Here is a 17,173-nt window from a genome sequence, read left to right as displayed (position 1 = left end):
ACCTCGGACCTTCAGATCACCTTTACTCCGCCCGTACCGCCATCCGCCGTACAAGCCGCTACATTTCGCACCCCGGGCAGTACCCGAAAGCGGCGGTGAGGAACGCGGCCCCGAGCGCCGCCCCGGTCGCCGCGAGCCCCAGCCGGTCGGGGCCCAGGGTGAAGCCGACCAGGCCCACGCCCGCGAAGACCAGCCCCACCGCCTGGGCGAAGCGGGGCGGCCCATGAATCAAGCATTCCGCAGCGGGAAGGCGCCCGGGAGACGGGAATCTTCGCGGTCGCGGGAATGCTGTGCGGGTGATGACCGGACTTCTGGTGTGCGTGGGGGTGCTCGCGGCGGCGAGCGCCTACGGAGTGCTGCACCAACGGCGAAGCGGGAGGGTGCGCGTGCGCGTGCGCGACGAAGGACAGCGGCTCGGAGCCGACCGGCTGGGCGGCGAACTCGGCGAACGGGCCACGCTCGTGCAGTTCTCCAGCGCCTTCTGCGCCCCCTGCCGGGCGACCCGCCGGATCCTCGGCGAGGTCGCCGGCATGGTCCCCGGCGTCGCCCATCTGGAGATCGACGCCGAGGCCCGCCTGGACCTCGTCCGCGAACTCGGCATCCTCAAGACCCCGACCGTGCTGGTGCTGGATCAGGACGGCCGCGTCGTGCGCCGCGCCACCGGGCAGCCGCGCAAGGCCGACGTCATCGCGGCGCTGGGGGAGGCGGTGTGAGGCCCGTGCCGGGGACGGTGAGGCGTCTCCCAGATGCCGGGACGCACTTGACTGTGCGCGCCACCTATCGTCAACCTGACCGTATGCCTGAGGAACTCCTTCTCCACGGACGGGTCCACGTCGACCTCGCCCGTACCGCGAGCGCGTGCTGTCCGGACCGTTGAGCGACCACGGATCTCCACGCCACTCCCCGCAGAAGGACAACTCCATGACGGCCACGTCCGGCCTCGGCACCCCTCGGCTCGCCTCCCCCGACCTGCTGCGCTCCGTCTTCCGCCGTCACGCGGCCGGAGTCGCCGTGATCACGGCGTCCGGCGAGGCCGGTCCGGTCGGCTTCACCGCCACCTCCCTCACCTCGGTCTCCGCCGAGCCCCCGATGCTGTCGTTCGGTGTGGGCACCGGCGCCTCCAGCTGGCCGGCGCTCTCCCGGGCCGACCACGTCGGGGTGCACATACTCGGCGAGCACCAGCGCGAGCTGGCCGTCACCTTCGCGCGCAGCGGCGCCGACCGGTTCGGTGCCCCGACGGCGTGGCGGGAGGGTCCGCAGGGGGTGCCCGTCCTCGACGACGTGCTCGCCTGGCTGGTGTGCCGGGTCGTCGCGCGGGTGCCCGCGGGGGATCACCGCATCGTGCTGGGGGAGGTCGTCCTGGGGGATCCGGCCGGCGCCGGCCGTCCCCTCCTCTACCACCAGGGCCGGTTCACCGCTCTGCGCGATTGATCACTGCCCGGCTCCCGTGCGGGATCGTCGGATTCCGATTACGCTGCGTTGCGAAGGTCACAGTTCAAAGCGCTTGCTTAGCGGGAACGAACTGGGTGTACTGACGAGTAATATTTCGCTCGGAGCGCAGGCCGCCCCGACCGGGATCGGCCGCTTGTGGCGCCTATGCTGCCTGCAAGAGAAGGCAGCCGATAACTGACGATGCGTGTAGGAGAGCCGGCGTGAGCTTGAGGATCGTTGTCACTGTGAAGTACGTGCCCGACGCCACTGGCGACCGGCACTTCGCCGATGACCTGACCGTCGACCGGGACGACGTGGACGGTCTGCTCTCCGAGCTCGACGAGTACGCGGTCGAGCAGGCGCTGCAGATCTCCGAGAACTCCGACGACGACGTGGAGATCACCGTCCTGACGGTGGGCCCCGAGGACGCCAAGGACGCCCTGCGCAAGGCGCTGTCCATGGGCGCCGACAAGGCGATCCACGTCGAGGACGACGACCTGCACGGCACCGACGCCATCGGCACCTCCTACGTGCTGGCCAAGGCGATCGAGAAGGCCGGCTACGACCTGGTCATCTCCGGTATGGCCTCCACCGACGGCACCGGCGGTGTGGTCCCGGCCCTGCTGGCCGAGCGCCTGGGCGTCCCGCAGGTCACCCTGCTCTCCGAGGTCTCCGTCGAGGACGGCACGGTCAAGGGCCGCCGCGACGGCGACGCCGCCTCGGAGCAGCTGGAGGCCTCCCTGCCGGCCGTCGTGTCGGTCACCGACCAGTCGGGCGAGGCGCGCTACCCGTCCTTCAAGGGCATCATGGCCGCCAAGAAGAAGCCGGTGGAGTCCTGGGACCTCGAGGACCTGGAGATCGACGCCGACGAGGTCGGCCTCGACGGCGCCTGGACCAAGGTCGACTCCGCCGCCGAGCGCCCGGCTCGCACCGCCGGCACGATCGTCAAGGACGAGGGCGAGGGCGGCAAGCAGCTCGCTGAGTTCCTCGCGAGCCAGAAGTTCATCTAAGGCTCTGCACGCTTACCGCCCCTCAAGTTTCGTACGCAGGAGAGCAATCCCATGGCTGAAGTCCTCGTCTACGTCGACCACGTGGACGGCGCCGTCCGCAAGCCCACCCTGGAGCTGCTGACGCTCGCTCGTCGTATCGGTTCGCCGGTCGCCGTCGCCCTGGGCGCCGGCGCGGAGAACACCGCCGCCACGCTCGCCGAGCACGGTGCGGAGAAGGTCCTCACGCACGACGCGTCCGAGTACGCCGACTACCTGGTCGTACCGAAGGTGGACGCGCTGCAGGCCGCCTACGAGGCCGTCTCCCCGGCCGCCGTGCTGGTGTCGTCCTCCGCGGAGGGCAAGGAGATCGCCGCCCGTCTGGCGCTGCGCATCGGCTCCGGCATCATCACCGACGCCGTCGACCTCGAGGCCGGCGACGAGGGCCCGGTGGCCACCCAGTCGGTGTTCGCCGCGTCCTTCACCACCAAGTCCCGGGTCGTCAAGGGCACCCCGGTCATCACCGTCAAGCCGAACTCGGCCGCGGTGGAGGCCGCTCCGGCCGCCGGCGCGGTCGAGGCCCTGTCGGTGACCTTCGGCGCGCTCGCCACCGGCACCAAGGTCACCGGCCGCACGCCGCGTGAGTCGACGGGCCGTCCGGAGCTGACCGAGGCCGCGATCGTGGTCTCCGGTGGCCGTGGCGTCAACGGCGCGGAGAACTTCGCGATCATCGAGGCCCTCGCCGACTCCCTCGGCGCGGCCGTCGGCGCCTCGCGCGCCGCGGTGGACGCGGGCTGGTACCCGCACACCAACCAGGTCGGCCAGACCGGCAAGTCGGTCTCGCCGCAGCTGTACATCGCCAACGGCATCTCCGGCGCGATCCAGCACCGCGCCGGTATGCAGACCTCGAAGACGATCGTGGCCGTCAACAAGGACGCCGAGGCCCCGATCTTCGACCTGGTCGACTACGGCGTCGTCGGCGACCTGTTCGACGTCGTCCCGCAGCTGACCGAGGAGATCAAGGCCCGCAAGGGCTGATCACCCGATCGCTCACCCCCTCACCTGATCGTCCGGTCCTCCGGTCGCCGTCAGGCTGTACGAGGCCCCCGTGACCGCACCGGTCACGGGGGCCTCGGCTCGTCCCAGGCTCAGCGTGGCGCACACCGGCAGATGGTCGCTCGGGAACTGCCCGCCCGGTGCGCGGGTGTCGATCCAGGCGCGGCGGACGGTGACGTCGGGCGTGGCCAGGATCCAGTCGATGCGGTCGCCGTCCGGTACCGGGGGCCGGTAGTTCGAGAACGTGCCGTAGGCCGGACCGCGCCGGGCCGCCGTCTCCCAGGTGTCCACGAGGCCGGCGTCGAGCAGCGTGTCGTAGACCTCGTTCTCGTGGGCGACGGCGTTGAAGTCGCCGGTCACCACCACGGGCAGCGAGGGGTCGAACTCCTTGATCCGCTCGGCGATCAGGGCGGCGGCCCGCACGCGTGCGTACTGGCTGGCGTTGTCGAGGTGGGTGTTGAGGACGCAGAACGCCCGTCCTCCGTCGAGGAGATCGCGGAAGCGGACCCAGGTCACCATGCGCGGATGCGCCCCGCCCCAGGTGTTGGAGCCCGTCACTCCGGGGGTGTCGGACAGCCAGAAGTGCGCGTAGGAGGTGGGGACGAGCCGCCGGTTGTCGTAGAGGACCGCCATCGACTCGTCGTCGCCGCCACGGCCGGTGCCGATCCAGTCGTAGTGCGGGCCCAGGTCGGCCTCGACGTCGCGCACCTGCGGTAACCGGCCTTCCTGGGTGCCGATCACGTGCGGGGCCGCGCGGCGGAGCAGGTCGCGCATCGCCGGGCGGCGGTCGGCCCAGCTGTTCGGCTCGGCCGTGCTCGCGAAGCGGAGGTTGAACGTCATGACCTTCAGCGGCGGGGCGGGTGCCGCGCCGGGCGAGGCCCGGTGCGCGGGCCGCGGGCTCTCCAGCCGCGGGGCGGAGGCCCGCACCGTCCCCAGCACGGGGACCGCCGCGACGGCCGCCAGCGCGGTCCGCAGCCCGTTGCGACGCGTGATCCTTCCGTTGCCCGGCATGTGCTCCCCTCCCCTTCGGAGACAGGATGAAGGAGTGAACGGTGATGCGAAAGGCATGCCTGCGCGGACGGGTCGCGACCAGGGCATGGACAGGGTGTTGACCGGCCGGAAGATCCACGGATAGCTTCGTTCTACGGATTGTTGATTCCGTAAAGCGGAAAACAGGAGGGTGTGGGATGGGTCAGGGTCAGCAGGAGACGGTCGCGACGAGCCTCGCCGGCGCCGTCAGCGAGGAGATCAGCGCCTCCCTCGCCCCGGTCGACGCCGCACTCGAGCGCCGCTACCCCGGCGACCCCGGCACCCGCCAGCCCGTCCACACCGTCTACGTCCCGGGCGACGCCTTCACCGCCGACACCGTCCGTTCCTGGGGAGACCGGGCCCTGGCCGCGCTCGACGAACACGCGCCGGACGCCGCCTCCTTCGCCGCCGTCCTGGGCCTCTCCGACGAACTGGCCGAGCCGGTGTACGCGCGCGTGCGCGCCAAGCTGGAGCGCGAGCCGATCGAGGACCTGCGCGTCGACTTCGAGGACGGCTACGGCCCCCGCCCGGACGCCGAGGAGGACGAGACGGCCGCACGCGCCGCCCGGCTGATCGCCGAGGCGTACGCGAACGGCACGGCGGCCCCGTACATGGGCATCCGCATGAAGTGCATGGAGGCCGCCGTCCGCGACCGGGGCATCCGCACCCTGGACATCTTCCTCACCGGCCTGATGGAGGCCGGTGGCCTGCCGGACGGGCTGGTCCTGACCCTGCCGAAGGTGACCTACCCCGAACAGGTCGGCGCGATGGTCCGGCTCCTGGAGGCCTTCGAGAAGACCCGGGGGCTCGCACCGGGCCGGCTCGGCTTCGAGATCCAGATCGAGACCAGTCAGGCCATCCTCGCCACCGACGGCACCGCCACCGTCGCCCGCATGATCCAGGCCGCCGAGGGCCGCGCCACGGGCCTGCACTACGGCACCTTCGACTACAGCGCCTGCCTCGGCGTCTCCGCCGCCTACCAGGCCGGCGACCACCCGGCCGCCGACCACGCCAAGGCGGTCATGCAGGTCGCTGCGGCCGGCACCGGCGTACGCGTCTCGGACGGCTCCACGAACGTCCTGCCGGTCGGGCCCACCGAGAAGGTGCACGACGCCTGGCGCCTGCACTACGGCCTCACCCGCCGCGCCCTCGCCCGCGCCTACTACCAGGGCTGGGACATGCACCCCGGCCACATCCCGACCCGGTACGCGGCCGTCTTCGCCTTCTACCGCGAGGGGTTCGCCCAGGCCGCCGAGCGCCTGTCCCGCTATGCCAGCCGGGCCGGCGGCGACGTGATGGACGAACCGGCCACCGCCAAGGCCCTCGGCGGCTACCTGCTGCGCGGACTGGACTGCGGTGCGCTCGACCTCGCCGAGGTGACCGGGGCGACCGGTCTGACCCGGGCCGCCCTGGAGGGCTTCGCGGCGCCCCGCCGGGGCGACCTGACGGCCTCGGCACAGTAACCGGCAGACCGGCCCGGGGGGTCCGGAAGGACAGGGCCCAGCCGCCCCCGGGCCGACCGCCGGTACTCAGTGCCGGCTACTGCTCGGGAAAGGTGTACGGGGTGGTGATGATCTCCATCCCGTGCCCCGCCGGGTCCAGGAAGTACAGACCCCGGCCGCCGTGGTGATGGTTGATCTCACCCGGCTGCTTTCCGTGCGGATCGGCGTAGTACGTGATCCCCGCCCGCACGAGCCGGTCGAACGCCGCGTCGAACTCCTCGTCGGAGACGAGGAACGCGTAGTGCTGCATGACGATCGACTCCGCCGGGATGGTGGCGAAGTCCAGGGTGACGCCGTTGCTCACGTCGACCGGAACGAACGGGCCCCACTCGGCCCCGACTTCGAGTCCCAGGATGTGGGCGAGGAACTCGGCGGACTCCCGGTTGTCACGGGAGTGGATGATGGTGTGGTTCAACTCGACTGACATGTGTGGAATGCCTCCGTAAGGCAATCTCACGGGCACCTCCATGCCTCACCCGGCCGGTGACCGACACGCGATGCCGTGTGATCACCCTAACGGGTGAGGAGATGTTCGAGTCGGGATTTTGTCACCGGCTTCCGCCCGCGGGCAGCCGGGCACCGCGCTCGCGGGCGCCGCGCGTCCGCCCGGCACGGGGGCAGAACTCCTCCGGTTTCCCCCGAACGAACAGCCGCCTCAACTCCGCTGATCGCAACGGCGGTTCGCGGATCACGGCACACGCCGTCCCGGAATGCGAGCCGGTCGCCGTGCACGAACCCGCCGGGGAGCGTCCCGGCGTTCTCCCGCTCGATCCGCATCTCCGGGGCGGTCGCGGGGACATGGACACAGGCGCCGTCGAGGCGCCGCACGCACTCGCCGGCGTCCGTCACGGCCGGCTGTCGCGCGGCGAACCGGACGGGGACCAACTCCGTCGTGGCGGTTGGGACGTCGACCGGCGAGGCGGACGCGTGTCCCGTCCGGCTGACGTGTGCGCAGACGCCGACGTCGATGCCGGTGGGGGAGAGGCTTGACCCTCGGGATCGGTGAGGTGATCCGGAACTCGTCCAGCGCGCGGCGCAGTTGACCAGAAATAGGCGCGGGAGCCGACGGCCGGGACCGGCGTCCGGTAGCGGAACGTCGGAGGGTCCCGAGGTCACAGCCGGTCCCGGTGCAGCGGAGCGGAGTCCGCCGGCCGGGCGCCGGGACAGGTCGGCGGACGGTCGCGCGGCGCGCCGGCGGGACCGAGCACCTCCGGCGTGCGGCGTACGGCGCCCGGCGCCTGCGTACCTGCGCGGCTCAGTCCGCCGGGGGCAGTTCGCCCGAGCCGCGGGTGATGAGCCGGGTCGGCAGGTCGATGCGCTCGGGGATCAGCAGGGTGCCGTCCAGCTGCTGGAACAGGCGCTCGGCGGCGGTGCGGCCGATGGCGGACGCGTCCTGGGCGACCACGGTGACGCCCGGCTGGAGGAGGTCGGCGAGCTCCAGGTCGTCGAAGGCCACGAGGGCGACCCGCCGGGCCTGCTCGGCGAGCACCCGGATGACGGTGACGGTCACCCGGTTGTTGCCGGAGAAGACGGCCGTGACCGGCGCGGGGCCGGACAGCATCTCCTCGGTCGCCCGGCGCACCCGCCCGGGATCCGTGATCCCGAGGGACATCCAGGCGTCCTCGACGGGTATGCCCGCGTCCTCCATGGCCGCCCGGTAGCCGCGCAGGCGTTCCGCCGCGGTGTGGATGCGCGGCATGTCGCCGATGAAGCCGATCCGGCGGTGCCCGTGCGCGATGAGGTGGGCGACCCCCTCCCGGGCGCCCCCGAAGTTGTCCGACAGGACGCAGTCGGCGTCGATCCGCCCGGCCGGCCGGTCGACGAAGACCGTGGCCACACCTGCCTTGATCTCGGGCTCCAGGTACCGGTGGTCGTCCCCGGCCGGGATGACCACCAGGCCGTCCACCCGCCGCGCGCACAGCGCCAGCGCCAGTTCCTGCTCGCGGCCCGGGTCCTCGGCGCTGGAGCCGTTGATCAGCAGGGCGCCGTGGGCGCGGGCCACCTCCTCCACGGCGCGGCTGAGCGGACCGTAGAACGGGTCGGCGAGGTCCTCCAGAATCAGGCCGATGCTCGCGGTACGGCCCTTGCGCAGCACCCGCGCGCTGTCGTTGCGGCGGAAGCCGAGCGCGTCGATGGCCTCCTGGACGCGCCGCTCCGTCTCCGGCGTCACTCCCGGCTCGCCGTTCACCACCCGGGAGACGGTCTTCAGGCCGACCCCCGCGCGTGCGGCGACGTCCTTCATGGTGGGACGGTTGCCGTAGCGAGTTCCGGAGAGGCCGACGGGGCGGCGGGGCGTCTCGGGCACGATGCGGTGTCCTGTCCTGTTGTCCACGGGTATGTGCGCGTCCCGGGAGATGTATGAGCAAGTGCCGTCGAGCATAGGCCCTGGACAACGTTGTCAGGTGCGGGGGAGACTGTCCCCCGCGATCTCCGGCCCACGTCCCCCACCGCTGGACCGGCCAGCCCTTTTCCACTGGTTGACGGGGAGAACCGAGACCTTGATGCACACCGACCTCGTGGCCGCGCTCGACATCGGCGGCACCAAGATCGCCGGAGCGCTGGTCGACGGCGACGGCACGATCCTCGCCCGCGCCCAGCGGCCCACGCCCGCGCGGGAGGACGGCGACACCGTGATGCGGGCCGTCGAGGAGGTGCTGGGGGACCTGACGGCGTCGCCGCTGTGGGAGCGCGCGCACGCCGTGGGCATCGGCAGCGCGGGCCCGGTGGACGCCTCGGCCGGCACGGTGAGCCCGGTGAACGTGCCCGGCTGGCGCGACTATCCGCTGGTGGAACGGGTGCGCGCGGCGGCCGGGAGCCTCCCCGTCGAGCTGATCGGCGACGGCGTGGCGATCACGGCCGCCGAGCACTGGCAGGGCGCCGCGCGCGGCCATGACAACGCCCTGTGCATGGTGGTGTCCACCGGCGTGGGAGGCGGTCTGGTCCTCGGCGGACGCCTGCATCCGGGCCCCACGGGAAATGCCGGTCACATCGGCCACATCAGCGTCGACCTCGACGGCGATCCGTGTCCGTGCGGGGCGCGGGGCTGCGTGGAGCGCCTCGCCAGCGGCCCGAACATAGCCCGCCGCGCCGTGGAGAACGGCTGGCGGCCCGGCCCCGACGGCGACACCTCCGCCGCCGCGGTGGCGGCGGCGGCCCGCGCGGGCGACCCGGTCGCCGTGGCCTCCTTCGAGCGGGCCGCCCAGGCCCTGGCCGCCGGTATCGCGGCGACCGCGACCCTCGTGGAGATCGACATCGCGGTGATCGGCGGCGGCGTGGGCAAGGCGGGCGACGTGCTCTTCACGCCCCTGCGACGCTCGCTCGCCGACTACGCGACCCTGTCGTTCGTCCAGCGCCTGACCGTGGTGCCCGCGCAGATGGGCACCGACGCGGGACTGGTGGGGGCGGCCGCCGCGGCGGCCGCGAGGAAGCCCGGGGTGACGGCGGCAGGGGTGTGAGAGGGCGACTGGCGGAACGTTCCGCCGTCGGCGGGGGGAGGCACCGGGCAGGAGTGCGGTGCGGGGCCGCTCGTTTGCCGCGTGACCTCACGCGGACTGCGCAGTTGATCCCGGCATGAAGAAGCGCAGCATGCTCGCCATCGCCTCCCTCGCCACCGGCTTCGTCGTCGCGGCGATCACCCCCTCGCACGGTCTGGGGGGTGACGACCTCGACGGGCTGAACGTGGGGGACACCCTCAGCACGCTCGACCACACCATCGCCGAACACAACCTGTCCGGCGTCGACGCGAGCGCCCTGGGCGGCGACAGCGACTGACGGATTCCGCACGAGGTTGTGGCGCCGGTCCCCACCGTGAGGGGGCCGGCGCCACGCCGTTCAGGCGCCCTCAACGGATCGTGGTTTCCGTGGCAGGGTGGAGCGGGCAAGCCACAGGGGGCCAACAGAAGAGGGGGAAACGTGATCGTCTGGGTCAACGGCGCGTTCGGGGCGGGGAAGACCACCACCGCACGCGAACTGATCGACCTGATCCCGAACAGCACGCTCTTCGACCCCGAGGTCATCGGCGCGGCGCTCCCGTACTTGCTGCCGCCCAAACGCCTCGCCGAGGTCGGCGACTTCCAGGACCTGCCGATCTGGCGACGGCTCGTGATCGACACCGCGGCCGCGCTGCTCGGTGAGCTCGGCGGCACCCTCGTCGTCCCCATGACCCTGCTGCGCCAGGAGTACCGTGACGAGATCTTCGGCGGCCTCGCCGCCCGGCGCATCCCCGTCCGGCATGTGCTCCTCGCCCCGGCGGAAACGATCCTGCGCGAGCGAATAGCCGGGCGGGAGATCCCGCCCGACCTCCCCGACGGCGAGATACGCGTACGGCAGTGGTCGTACGACCACATCGAGCCGTACCGCGCCGCCCTCGCGGCCTGGCTCACCGCCGACGCCCACCCGGTCGACACCAGCGACCTCACCCCGTACGAGACCGCCGTGCGCATAGCGGAGGCCGTCGGCAGCGGTGACGTACCCGCCTGTGACATCGTGCAGACCCCCGAGCCCACCGCCGAGACGCTGGCCGCCGGAGTGCTGCTCTTCGACGAGCGGGACCGGGTCCTGCTCGTCGACCCGACCTACAAGCCCGGCTGGGAGTTCCCCGGCGGCGTGGTGGAGCCCGGAGAGGCGCCCGCGCGTGCGGGCATGCGCGAGGTCGAGGAGGAGACCGGCGTCCGGCTGGACGACGTTCCCCGGCTGCTCGTCGTCGACTGGGAACGGCCGACGCCTCCCGGATACGGCGGTCTGCGCCTCCTCTTCGACGGCGGCCGGCTCGACTCGGCGGCGGCCGAGGGGCTGCTGCTGCCCGGGCCGGAGCTGCGCGCCTGGCGCTTCGTCACCGAGGAGGAGGCGGCCGACCTGCTGCCGCCGGTCCGCTATCAGCGGCTGCGCTGGGCGTTGCGGGCCCGCGAGCGGGGGGCCGCCCTCTACTTGGAGGCCGGGATGCCGGTCGGCTGAGCCACCAGGCGCCAGGCGCGGTGCAGTGCCTCCGCCGGGTACGGGGCCGATCTGTTCTCCTCCCACAGCCGCTGCTCGAAGTCGGTCATGACGGTGGCGACCGGGGCGTAGCGGCTGAGGAGGGCGGCGGCCCCGTCCGGGATCCCCTCGGGCCGCAGGCCCTCGGCGCAGGCGCGCACGAAGGCCGCGCGTTCCTCGCCGCGCAAGCCGTACAGGTCGGTGGCCAGCCACTTCACCAGGTAGGTGGCGGTGTAGTCCCGGTCGTAGCCCCGGTGGCGGTCGAGGAAGTCCCGCTCCTGCGCGGTGAGCCGGAAGCGGGGGGAGAGCGCCAGGCCGTGGTCCGCGAGGTACAGGCGCCGTCCGTCCGTGAGGATGTTGCGGAAGTGGGCGTCGAAGTGCAGCAGCGGTGCCTCGCGGAGGAAGGCGGTCAGGGCCGCCAACTCCCGTTCCACCAGGGCGCACGCTGCGTCCGCGGCATCCGTGCGCAGTCGCGCGCTCAGCCAGTCGTGGAGGGTCGAGGGAAGGTACTCCTGGAACACCGTCAGCCTCGCCGACGCCGAGCGCAGCCCCTCGATCCGCTCGCGCAGCCCCGGATGTCCGCCCCAGTACGCCACGGCCCGGTCCACGTCGGCCAAGTCCTCGTACAGCGGCTCGGGTTCGGCGGGCAGCACCCGCCAGTGGTGCGTCAGCGGGAAGCCCGGGAACCGGCCCGACAGCACCCAGCGCGTCGTCATCCCGTGTACGGCCAGTTCCCGCCAGGCCCCGAGGCCCGGGCTGGCGATCTCGCCGATGCCGTAGTGGCAGGACGGCGGGAGCTCGAAGAGGTTGGCGGTGGAGCGGGCGTGTTCGGGGCGCCGTTCGGTGTCGGTGAGCCGGATCCGCTTCACGAAGACCGGTCTGCCGTCGACGTCGACGCGCAGCACCTGGCCGCCGATTCCGGTGCCGAGGGGCGTTCCGGACGCCACCAGGTCCGCGAGGTCGCGGTCGCTCAGCAGGTCGAGGACGGTGGCCAGGTCGTGATGCTCGGTGAGGCGTGCGGTGGCGGTCATGATCCCCATCCTGGGCGCGCGGCACCGCGCTTGTCCGCGTCTTGGACCATCGGGCACTGCCTCTCTCCCCGTGCTCACCGCGCGGCACTGCCTCTGTCCCCGTGCTCACTGCGCGGAACCGCCCTTGCCCGCGTCTTCACCGAGGGGCGCGGTACTTGTCCGCCGCTTCGCGCAGGACCGTCGAGGCGCGCTGGGTCACCGGGTCGCCGTGTCCGAAGCAGGCCACGTCCGTGTCGAGGGCCGCCAGCCGCTGCAAGGCGGTGAGCACCAGTGTCCGGTCGAGATTGAACACGCCCGGCATGACGGCGCCGTCGACGGGTGAGGCGGCGATCGTGTCGCCGGTGAACAGCACGCGGTGACGGGGCAGGTGGAGCGCGATGCTGCCGTGGGTGTGGCCGGGTACGTGGATCACCCGGGCGCCGTCGCCGAAGTCGAGGACGTCGCCGTCGGCCACCTCGGTGATCTCCGGAGGGCGTGCGAAGTCGCCCTGGGGCAGCTGTCGCAGCGCGGCGGTGTGCAGCGGACGTTCCCAGTCCTCCAGTACCGGTGGTGGGGCGGGGACCCGGCGCCGCAGGACGGCCGCGTCCGCCGCGTGCGCCAGGACCTCCGCCCCGGACAGGGCCGCGAACTCGGCGGCACCGCCCGCGTGGTCCTCGTGGAAGTGGGTGAGCACGACACGCCGTACGGTCTCGGGCGCGTGTCCGAGGGCCCGGACCGTGTCGGCGATCGTCCTGCCGGAGCCGGGGGGTCCGGCGTCGACGAGCGTCAACTCGTCGGCGTCGCGCCAGAGATAGGCCTGGCCGACCGGGAAGCGCAGGAGGTGGAGGCGGGGGAGGAGCTCTACGACGTCCATGGCACGACCGTAGAGAGGGCCCCGCCCGGCGGGCGAGGCCCTCTGCCGACGGCAGAGCCGGTGGATCAGCTCGCCGCGTAGGCGCGCAGGAACAGGGCCTCCGCGACCGAGAGGCGCTCCAGCTCCTCCGGGGAGACGCTCTCGTTGACCGCGTGGATCTGGGCCTCCGGCTCGCTCAGGCCGATGAGGAGGATCTCCGCCCTCGGGTAGAGGGCGGCGAGGGTGTTGCACAGCGGGATGGAGCCGCCCTGGCCGGCGTACTGCATCTCCTGGCCGGGGTAGGCCACCGCCATCGCCTCGGCCATCGCCGCGTACGCCGGGCTCGCGGTGTCGGCGCTGAACGGCTGGCCCTGGCCGATCTGCTCGATCCGCACCCGCGCGCCCCACGGCGTGTGCGCCTCCAGATGGGCCTGGAGCAGCTTGGTCGCCTCGGCCGCGTCCACGCCCGGCGGCACCCGCAGGCTGATCAGGGCGCGGGCGCTCGCCTGCACGGACGGCGTGGCGCCGACGACCGGCGGGCAGTCGATGCCGAGGACGGTGACCGCCGGGCGGGCCCAGATGCGGTCGGCGACCGTGCCCGAGCCGATCAGCCCGACGCCGTCGAGGACCTTGGCGTCGCGCCGGAACTGCTCCTCGTCGTACTGCAGGCCCTCCCAGGACGAGCCGTCGGTCAGACCGTCGACGGTCGTCGAGCCGTCCTCGGCGCGCAGCGAGTCCAGGACGCGGATCAGCGCGCCGAGCGCGTCGGGGGCGGCGCCGCCGAACTGGCCGGAGTGCAGGTTGCCCGCCAGCGTGTCGATCCGTACCCGCACCATGGTCATGCCGCGCAGGGTGGAGGTGACGGTGGGCAGGCCGACCCGGAAGTTGCCCGCGTCGCCGATGACGATGGTGTCGGCCGCCAGCAGCTCCGGGTGCTGCTCGGCGTAGCGCTCCAGGCCGCCCGTGCCCTGCTCCTCCGAGCCCTCGACGATCATCTTCACGTGGACCGGGACCCCGCCGTTCGCCTTGAGGGCGCGCAGGGCCAGCAGGTGCATGATGAACCCGCCCTTGCAGTCGGCGGTGCCGCGCCCGTACCAGCGGCCGTCGCGCTCGGTCAGCTCGAACGGCGGGGTGACCCAGCCGGCCTCGTCCAGCGGCGGCTGCACGTCGTAGTGCGCGTAGAGCAGGACGGTCCTGGCGCCCGCGGGTCCGGGCAGGTGGCCGTACACGGACTGGGTCCCGTCCGGGGTGTCGAGCAGGGCCACGTCCTCGAAGCCCTCGGCGCGCAGCGCGGCCGTTATCCAGTTCGCCGCGGCCTCGCTCTCGCTCCTGGGGAACTGGTCGAAGTCCGCCACCGACCTGAAGGCCACCAGTTCGGTGAGCTCCGCCTTGGCCCTGGGCATCAGGGAGGCGACGGTCTCGGCGACCGGATTCGACGACATGGCACGCTCCTTGTGGGTGCGACGTGGTACCGATGAGTGCCGTCGATCCTCCCACAGCGGGCTGTGGCGATCTCGGTCGTAGGATGCGGGGGACAGGTGCGGCAGGCGGCTTGATCGGGAGCAGTAGACCATCGTGAGCAGCGAGAACTCTTCGGCGGACGACGTGCGGCAGGTGTGGGACGTCGTCGTGGTGGGCGCGGGACCCGCGGGGGCTTCGGCCGCCTACGCGGCGGCGGTCACGGGGCGGCGCGTGCTGTTGCTGGAGAAGGCGGAGCTGCCCCGCTACAAGACGTGCGGCGGCGGCATCATCGGGCCCTCGCGCGACGCGCTGCCCCCCGGCTTCGAACTGCCCCTGCGGGACCGGGTGCACGCGGTGACGTTCTCCAACAACGGGCGTTTCACCCGTACCCGCCGCTCCCGGCAGATGCTGTTCGGGCTGATCAACCGGCCCGAGTTCGACCAGCAGCTCGTGGAGCACGCCCAGAAGGCGGGCGCCGAGGTGCGTACGGGCGTCACCGTGCAGCGCGTCGAGCAGCACGGCTCGGCGGTGCCGGACCGGCGGACGGTCGCGGTCGTCCTGCAGGGCGGCGAGACCCTGCTGGCGCGGGCGGTGGTCGGCGCCGACGGCAGCGCGAGCCGCATAGGAGCGCACGTCGGCGTGAAGCTCGACCAGGTGGACCTCGGCCTGGAGGCGGAGATCCCGGTGCCGGAGACGGTCGCCGAGGACTGGAAGGGACGGGTGCTCATCGACTGGGGCCCGATGCCCGGGAGTTACGGCTGGGTGTTCCCCAAGGGCGACACGCTGACGGTCGGGGTGATCTCGGCGCGCGGTGAAGGCGCCGCCACCAAGCGGTACCTGGAGGACTTCATCGGGCGGCTCGGCCTCGCCGGCTTCGAACCGAGCATCTCCTCCGGCCACCTGACCCGCTGCCGCGCCGACGACTCCCCGCTCTCGCGCGGGCGGGTGCTGGTCTGCGGGGACGCGGCGGGTCTGCTCGAGCCGTGGACCCGGGAGGGCATCTCCTTCGCGCTGCGCTCGGGCCGGCTCGCGGGCGAGTGGGCGGTCCGTATCGCGGAGGCGCACGACGCGGTGGACACCCGCCGCCAGGCCCTGAACTACGCGTTCGCGGTCAAGGCGGGTCTCGGGGTGGAGATGAGTGTCGGCAAGCGGCTGCTCGCCGCGTTCGAGCGCCGCCCGGGCCTCTTCCACGCCGCCCTGACCGGCCTGCGCCCCGCCTGGCGGGCGTTCACGGACATCACCCGCGGCCGGACGACGCTGGGCGAGCTCGTCCGCACCCACCCGCTCGCCCAGCGCGCGCTGACCGCGATGGACCGGCGGCAGACGGTGGAGAAGAGCGACTCCTGAGAGACACGGGGCTCGGACCGTGTCCTTCGGATCATCCGGGGACCGCGTGGCTCGGCACGCACGTCCGCCGCGTTGTCGTCGGTCGCCCGTGCTCCGCAGGGGCGCCCTCCGCGCCCTCCTCCGCCTCACCACCGCACGCACCGAGCCCCGCTCACCGGCGTCAGCCGGGCGCCGCAGCCCCGAGTCGGCCGATCCGAAAGACACGGCTCAGCTCTCGACGGTGATCCGGAACACCGGGTGGTCGGGGGCCGCCGCCACGATCTCCTCGTCGGTGGACCTGGCCGTGACCCCGTTGAAGTACTGGTTGACCTCCCAGCCCCACTTCTCCAGGTAGGTCCGCAGAACCGGGAGCTTCTCCGCGTCGGAGAGCTCCACGGTGGAGAAGGTGCGGACCTTGCGCCCCACGCGCAGTTCGCCGCCGCCGGCGACGCGCATGTTGCGCACCCACTGGGAGTGGCCGCGGGCCGAGACCAGGTAGCGGCCGCCCTCGTACGTGTGCGGGTTGACCGGGATGCGCTGCATCCGACCGCTCTTGCGACCCCGTACGGACATCTCCGCGGTCCCCGCGATGCTGAGCCCGTGCCGGGCGAGCCAGCCGATGACGCTGTTGAGGCGGACGTTGAGGGGGCTGCCCTTGAGGTAGTACGGCGACGACGACATGGTGGATTCCCCGGCTGTTTGGGAGAGCGGCGCTCTCGCTTGCCGGAAGTCTGCACCGGATCGGTGATCGCTGCAAGAGCGCCGCTCTCTTTTTTGTTCACCGCTCTCGATTGTGTGCACCGCTCCCTTCGCATGGGACCCTGACCTCATGAGCAGCACCACACGAGGCGCCCGTGCCCGCGCCAGGATCGAAGTCACCGCCGCCATCAAGGACGAGGCGCGCAGACAACTCGCCGCCGAGGGCGCCGCCAAGCTCTCCCTGCGGGCCGTGGCCCGGGAGCTGGGCATGGTCTCCTCCGCCCTGTACCGCTACTTCCCGAGCCGCGACGACCTCCTCACCGCGCTCATCATCGACGCCTACGACTCCCTGGGTGAGAGCGCGGAAGCCGCCCACACGGCCGTCGCGGACGCCGACCCCGTCCGGCGCTGGGTCGCGGTCTGCGACGGGGTCCGCGGCTGGGCGCTGGCCCATCCGCACGAGTACGCCCTGATCTACGGCTCGCCGGTGCCCGGCTACAGCGCACCCGAGACGACGGTCCCCGCCGCCGCCCGCGTCGGCACCCTCCTCATCGACATCGCGCGCGACGCGCGGCGCGGGCGGACCCGGCCCGTCGAGCCGCCGCTCCCCGCCGACCTGCGCCCCGAGGCCGAGCGGATGACGGCCGACCTCGCCCCCGATCTGCCGCCGGAGGTGGTCGCGGCGCTGGTCGCGGCCTGGGCCCAGCTGTACGGCCTGGTGGGTTTCGAGCTGTTCGGGCAGTTCCACCGGGTGGTCGAGGAACGGGACGCGTTCTTCCGGCACGCGGTGACGCGGCTCGCCCACTCGGTGGGGCTGGACTAGGCCGGGCCTTTCGGACCATCCGGTGC

17 protein-coding genes and 1 pseudogene are annotated in these 17,173 nt (G+C 72.6%); 10 read left to right on the top strand and 8 right to left on the bottom strand.

Annotation, left to right across the window (positions count from 1 at the left end; genetic code table 11):
- Nucleotides 1–58: 58 nt before the first annotated feature.
- A pseudogene (locus tag ACF1A1_RS29475) lies at nt 59–220 on the bottom strand (DUF4395 family protein); the annotation flags it as partial.
- Nucleotides 221–299: 79 nt separating this feature from the next.
- Here ACF1A1_RS29475 and ACF1A1_RS29470 point away from each other — a divergent pair.
- The 4 genes from ACF1A1_RS29470 (at nt 300) to ACF1A1_RS29455 (ending at nt 3,455) form a co-directional block, all read left to right on the top strand.
- Nucleotides 300–713: a thioredoxin family protein gene (locus tag ACF1A1_RS29470; RefSeq protein ID WP_392004048.1), complete on the top strand. Its 414-nt coding sequence runs from the start codon at nt 300–302 to the stop codon at nt 711–713.
- A 208-nt stretch (nt 714–921) separates the two neighbouring features.
- On the top strand, nt 922–1,431 hold the full coding sequence (locus ACF1A1_RS29465; RefSeq protein WP_392004047.1) for a flavin reductase family protein: 510 nt from the start codon (nt 922–924) through the stop codon (nt 1,429–1,431).
- 221 nt (nt 1,432–1,652) lie between these two features.
- Nucleotides 1,653–2,441 carry an electron transfer flavoprotein subunit beta/FixA family protein gene (locus tag ACF1A1_RS29460; RefSeq protein ID WP_392004046.1) on the top strand — a complete coding sequence of 263 codons (789 nt, stop codon included), beginning with the start codon at nt 1,653–1,655 and terminating at the stop codon, nt 2,439–2,441.
- Between the two features lie 51 nt (nt 2,442–2,492).
- Entirely contained in the window at nt 2,493–3,455 is a 963-nt protein-coding gene (locus ACF1A1_RS29455; RefSeq protein WP_392004045.1) for an electron transfer flavoprotein subunit alpha/FixB family protein, read from the top strand.
- Between the two features lie 12 nt (nt 3,456–3,467).
- Here ACF1A1_RS29455 and ACF1A1_RS29450 read toward each other — a convergent pair whose 3' ends face one another.
- Nucleotides 3,468–4,484 (bottom strand): endonuclease/exonuclease/phosphatase family protein, encoded by a 1,017-nt coding sequence (locus ACF1A1_RS29450; protein WP_392004044.1) that lies wholly within the window; start codon nt 4,482–4,484, stop codon nt 3,468–3,470.
- A 176-nt stretch (nt 4,485–4,660) separates the two neighbouring features.
- Here ACF1A1_RS29450 and ACF1A1_RS29445 point away from each other — a divergent pair, with 176 nt between their 5' ends.
- Complete coding sequence (locus ACF1A1_RS29445; protein WP_392004043.1) at nt 4,661–5,965, top strand: DUF6986 family protein; 1,305 nt, start codon at nt 4,661–4,663, stop codon at nt 5,963–5,965.
- 76 nt (nt 5,966–6,041) lie between these two features.
- On the opposite strand, the gene ACF1A1_RS29440 is transcribed toward ACF1A1_RS29445, so the two are convergent.
- Together ACF1A1_RS29440 and ACF1A1_RS29435 are read right to left on the bottom strand one after the other, a co-directional pair.
- Nucleotides 6,042–6,431 carry a VOC family protein gene (locus ACF1A1_RS29440; RefSeq protein WP_392004042.1) on the bottom strand — a complete coding sequence of 130 codons (390 nt, stop codon included), beginning with the start codon at nt 6,429–6,431 and terminating at the stop codon, nt 6,042–6,044.
- 828 nt (nt 6,432–7,259) lie between these two features.
- Nucleotides 7,260–8,309, bottom strand: a complete 1,050-nt coding sequence (locus ACF1A1_RS29435; protein ID WP_392004041.1) for a LacI family DNA-binding transcriptional regulator — start codon at nt 8,307–8,309, stop codon at nt 7,260–7,262.
- 196 nt (nt 8,310–8,505) lie between these two features.
- On the opposite strand from ACF1A1_RS29435, the gene ACF1A1_RS29430 reads away from it, so the two are divergent.
- The 3 genes from ACF1A1_RS29430 (at nt 8,506) to ACF1A1_RS29420 (ending at nt 10,957) form a co-directional block, all read left to right on the top strand.
- On the top strand, nt 8,506–9,459 hold the full coding sequence (locus ACF1A1_RS29430; protein WP_392004162.1) for an ROK family protein: 954 nt from the start codon (nt 8,506–8,508) through the stop codon (nt 9,457–9,459).
- A gap of 115 nt (nt 9,460–9,574) precedes the next feature.
- On the top strand, nt 9,575–9,775 hold the full coding sequence (locus tag ACF1A1_RS29425; RefSeq protein ID WP_392004040.1) for a hypothetical protein: 201 nt from the start codon (nt 9,575–9,577) through the stop codon (nt 9,773–9,775).
- 141 nt (nt 9,776–9,916) lie between these two features.
- Nucleotides 9,917–10,957 (top strand): NUDIX domain-containing protein, encoded by a 1,041-nt coding sequence (locus tag ACF1A1_RS29420; RefSeq protein WP_392004039.1) that lies wholly within the window; start codon nt 9,917–9,919, stop codon nt 10,955–10,957.
- Here ACF1A1_RS29420 and ACF1A1_RS29415 read toward each other — a convergent pair.
- From ACF1A1_RS29415 to ACF1A1_RS29405, 3 genes are all read right to left on the bottom strand, one after another.
- Entirely contained in the window at nt 10,927–12,006 is a 1,080-nt protein-coding gene (locus ACF1A1_RS29415; RefSeq protein WP_392004038.1) for a protein kinase family protein, read from the bottom strand. The two genes, ACF1A1_RS29420 and ACF1A1_RS29415, sit on opposite strands and share 31 nt — an antisense overlap.
- Before the next feature lie 136 nt (nt 12,007–12,142).
- Complete coding sequence (locus tag ACF1A1_RS29410) at nt 12,143–12,859, bottom strand: MBL fold metallo-hydrolase (RefSeq protein ID WP_392004037.1); 717 nt, start codon at nt 12,857–12,859, stop codon at nt 12,143–12,145.
- A gap of 65 nt (nt 12,860–12,924) precedes the next feature.
- A complete protein-coding gene (locus ACF1A1_RS29405; protein ID WP_392004036.1) occupies nt 12,925–14,280 on the bottom strand; it encodes a dipeptidase in 1,356 nt (451 codons plus the stop codon).
- A 133-nt stretch (nt 14,281–14,413) separates the two neighbouring features.
- Here ACF1A1_RS29405 and ACF1A1_RS29400 point away from each other — a divergent pair, with 133 nt between their 5' ends.
- The gene (locus tag ACF1A1_RS29400; RefSeq protein WP_392004035.1) at nt 14,414–15,646 is read left to right on the top strand and encodes a geranylgeranyl reductase family protein; all 1,233 of its coding nucleotides are present in this window, start codon (nt 14,414–14,416) and stop codon (nt 15,644–15,646) included.
- 207 nt (nt 15,647–15,853) lie between these two features.
- Here the strand turns inward: ACF1A1_RS29400 and ACF1A1_RS29395 are convergent, their stop codons facing one another.
- Nucleotides 15,854–16,306, bottom strand: coding sequence for a nitroreductase/quinone reductase family protein (locus tag ACF1A1_RS29395; RefSeq protein WP_392004034.1), 453 nt, complete (start codon nt 16,304–16,306; stop codon nt 15,854–15,856).
- A gap of 148 nt (nt 16,307–16,454) precedes the next feature.
- Between ACF1A1_RS29395 and ACF1A1_RS29390 the strand changes: the two genes are divergently transcribed.
- Nucleotides 16,455–17,147, top strand: coding sequence for a TetR/AcrR family transcriptional regulator (locus ACF1A1_RS29390; RefSeq protein ID WP_392004033.1), 693 nt, complete (start codon nt 16,455–16,457; stop codon nt 17,145–17,147).
- The last annotated feature ends 26 nt before the right edge of the window (nt 17,148–17,173 follow it).

The organism is Streptomyces sp. NPDC014995 (genome assembly GCF_043080745.1).
Lineage (GTDB): Bacteria > Actinomycetota > Actinomycetes > Streptomycetales > Streptomycetaceae > Streptomyces.
The sequence above is the reverse complement of the archived record's forward strand: the minus strand, read 5'-3'. Positions and strand labels throughout refer to the sequence as shown.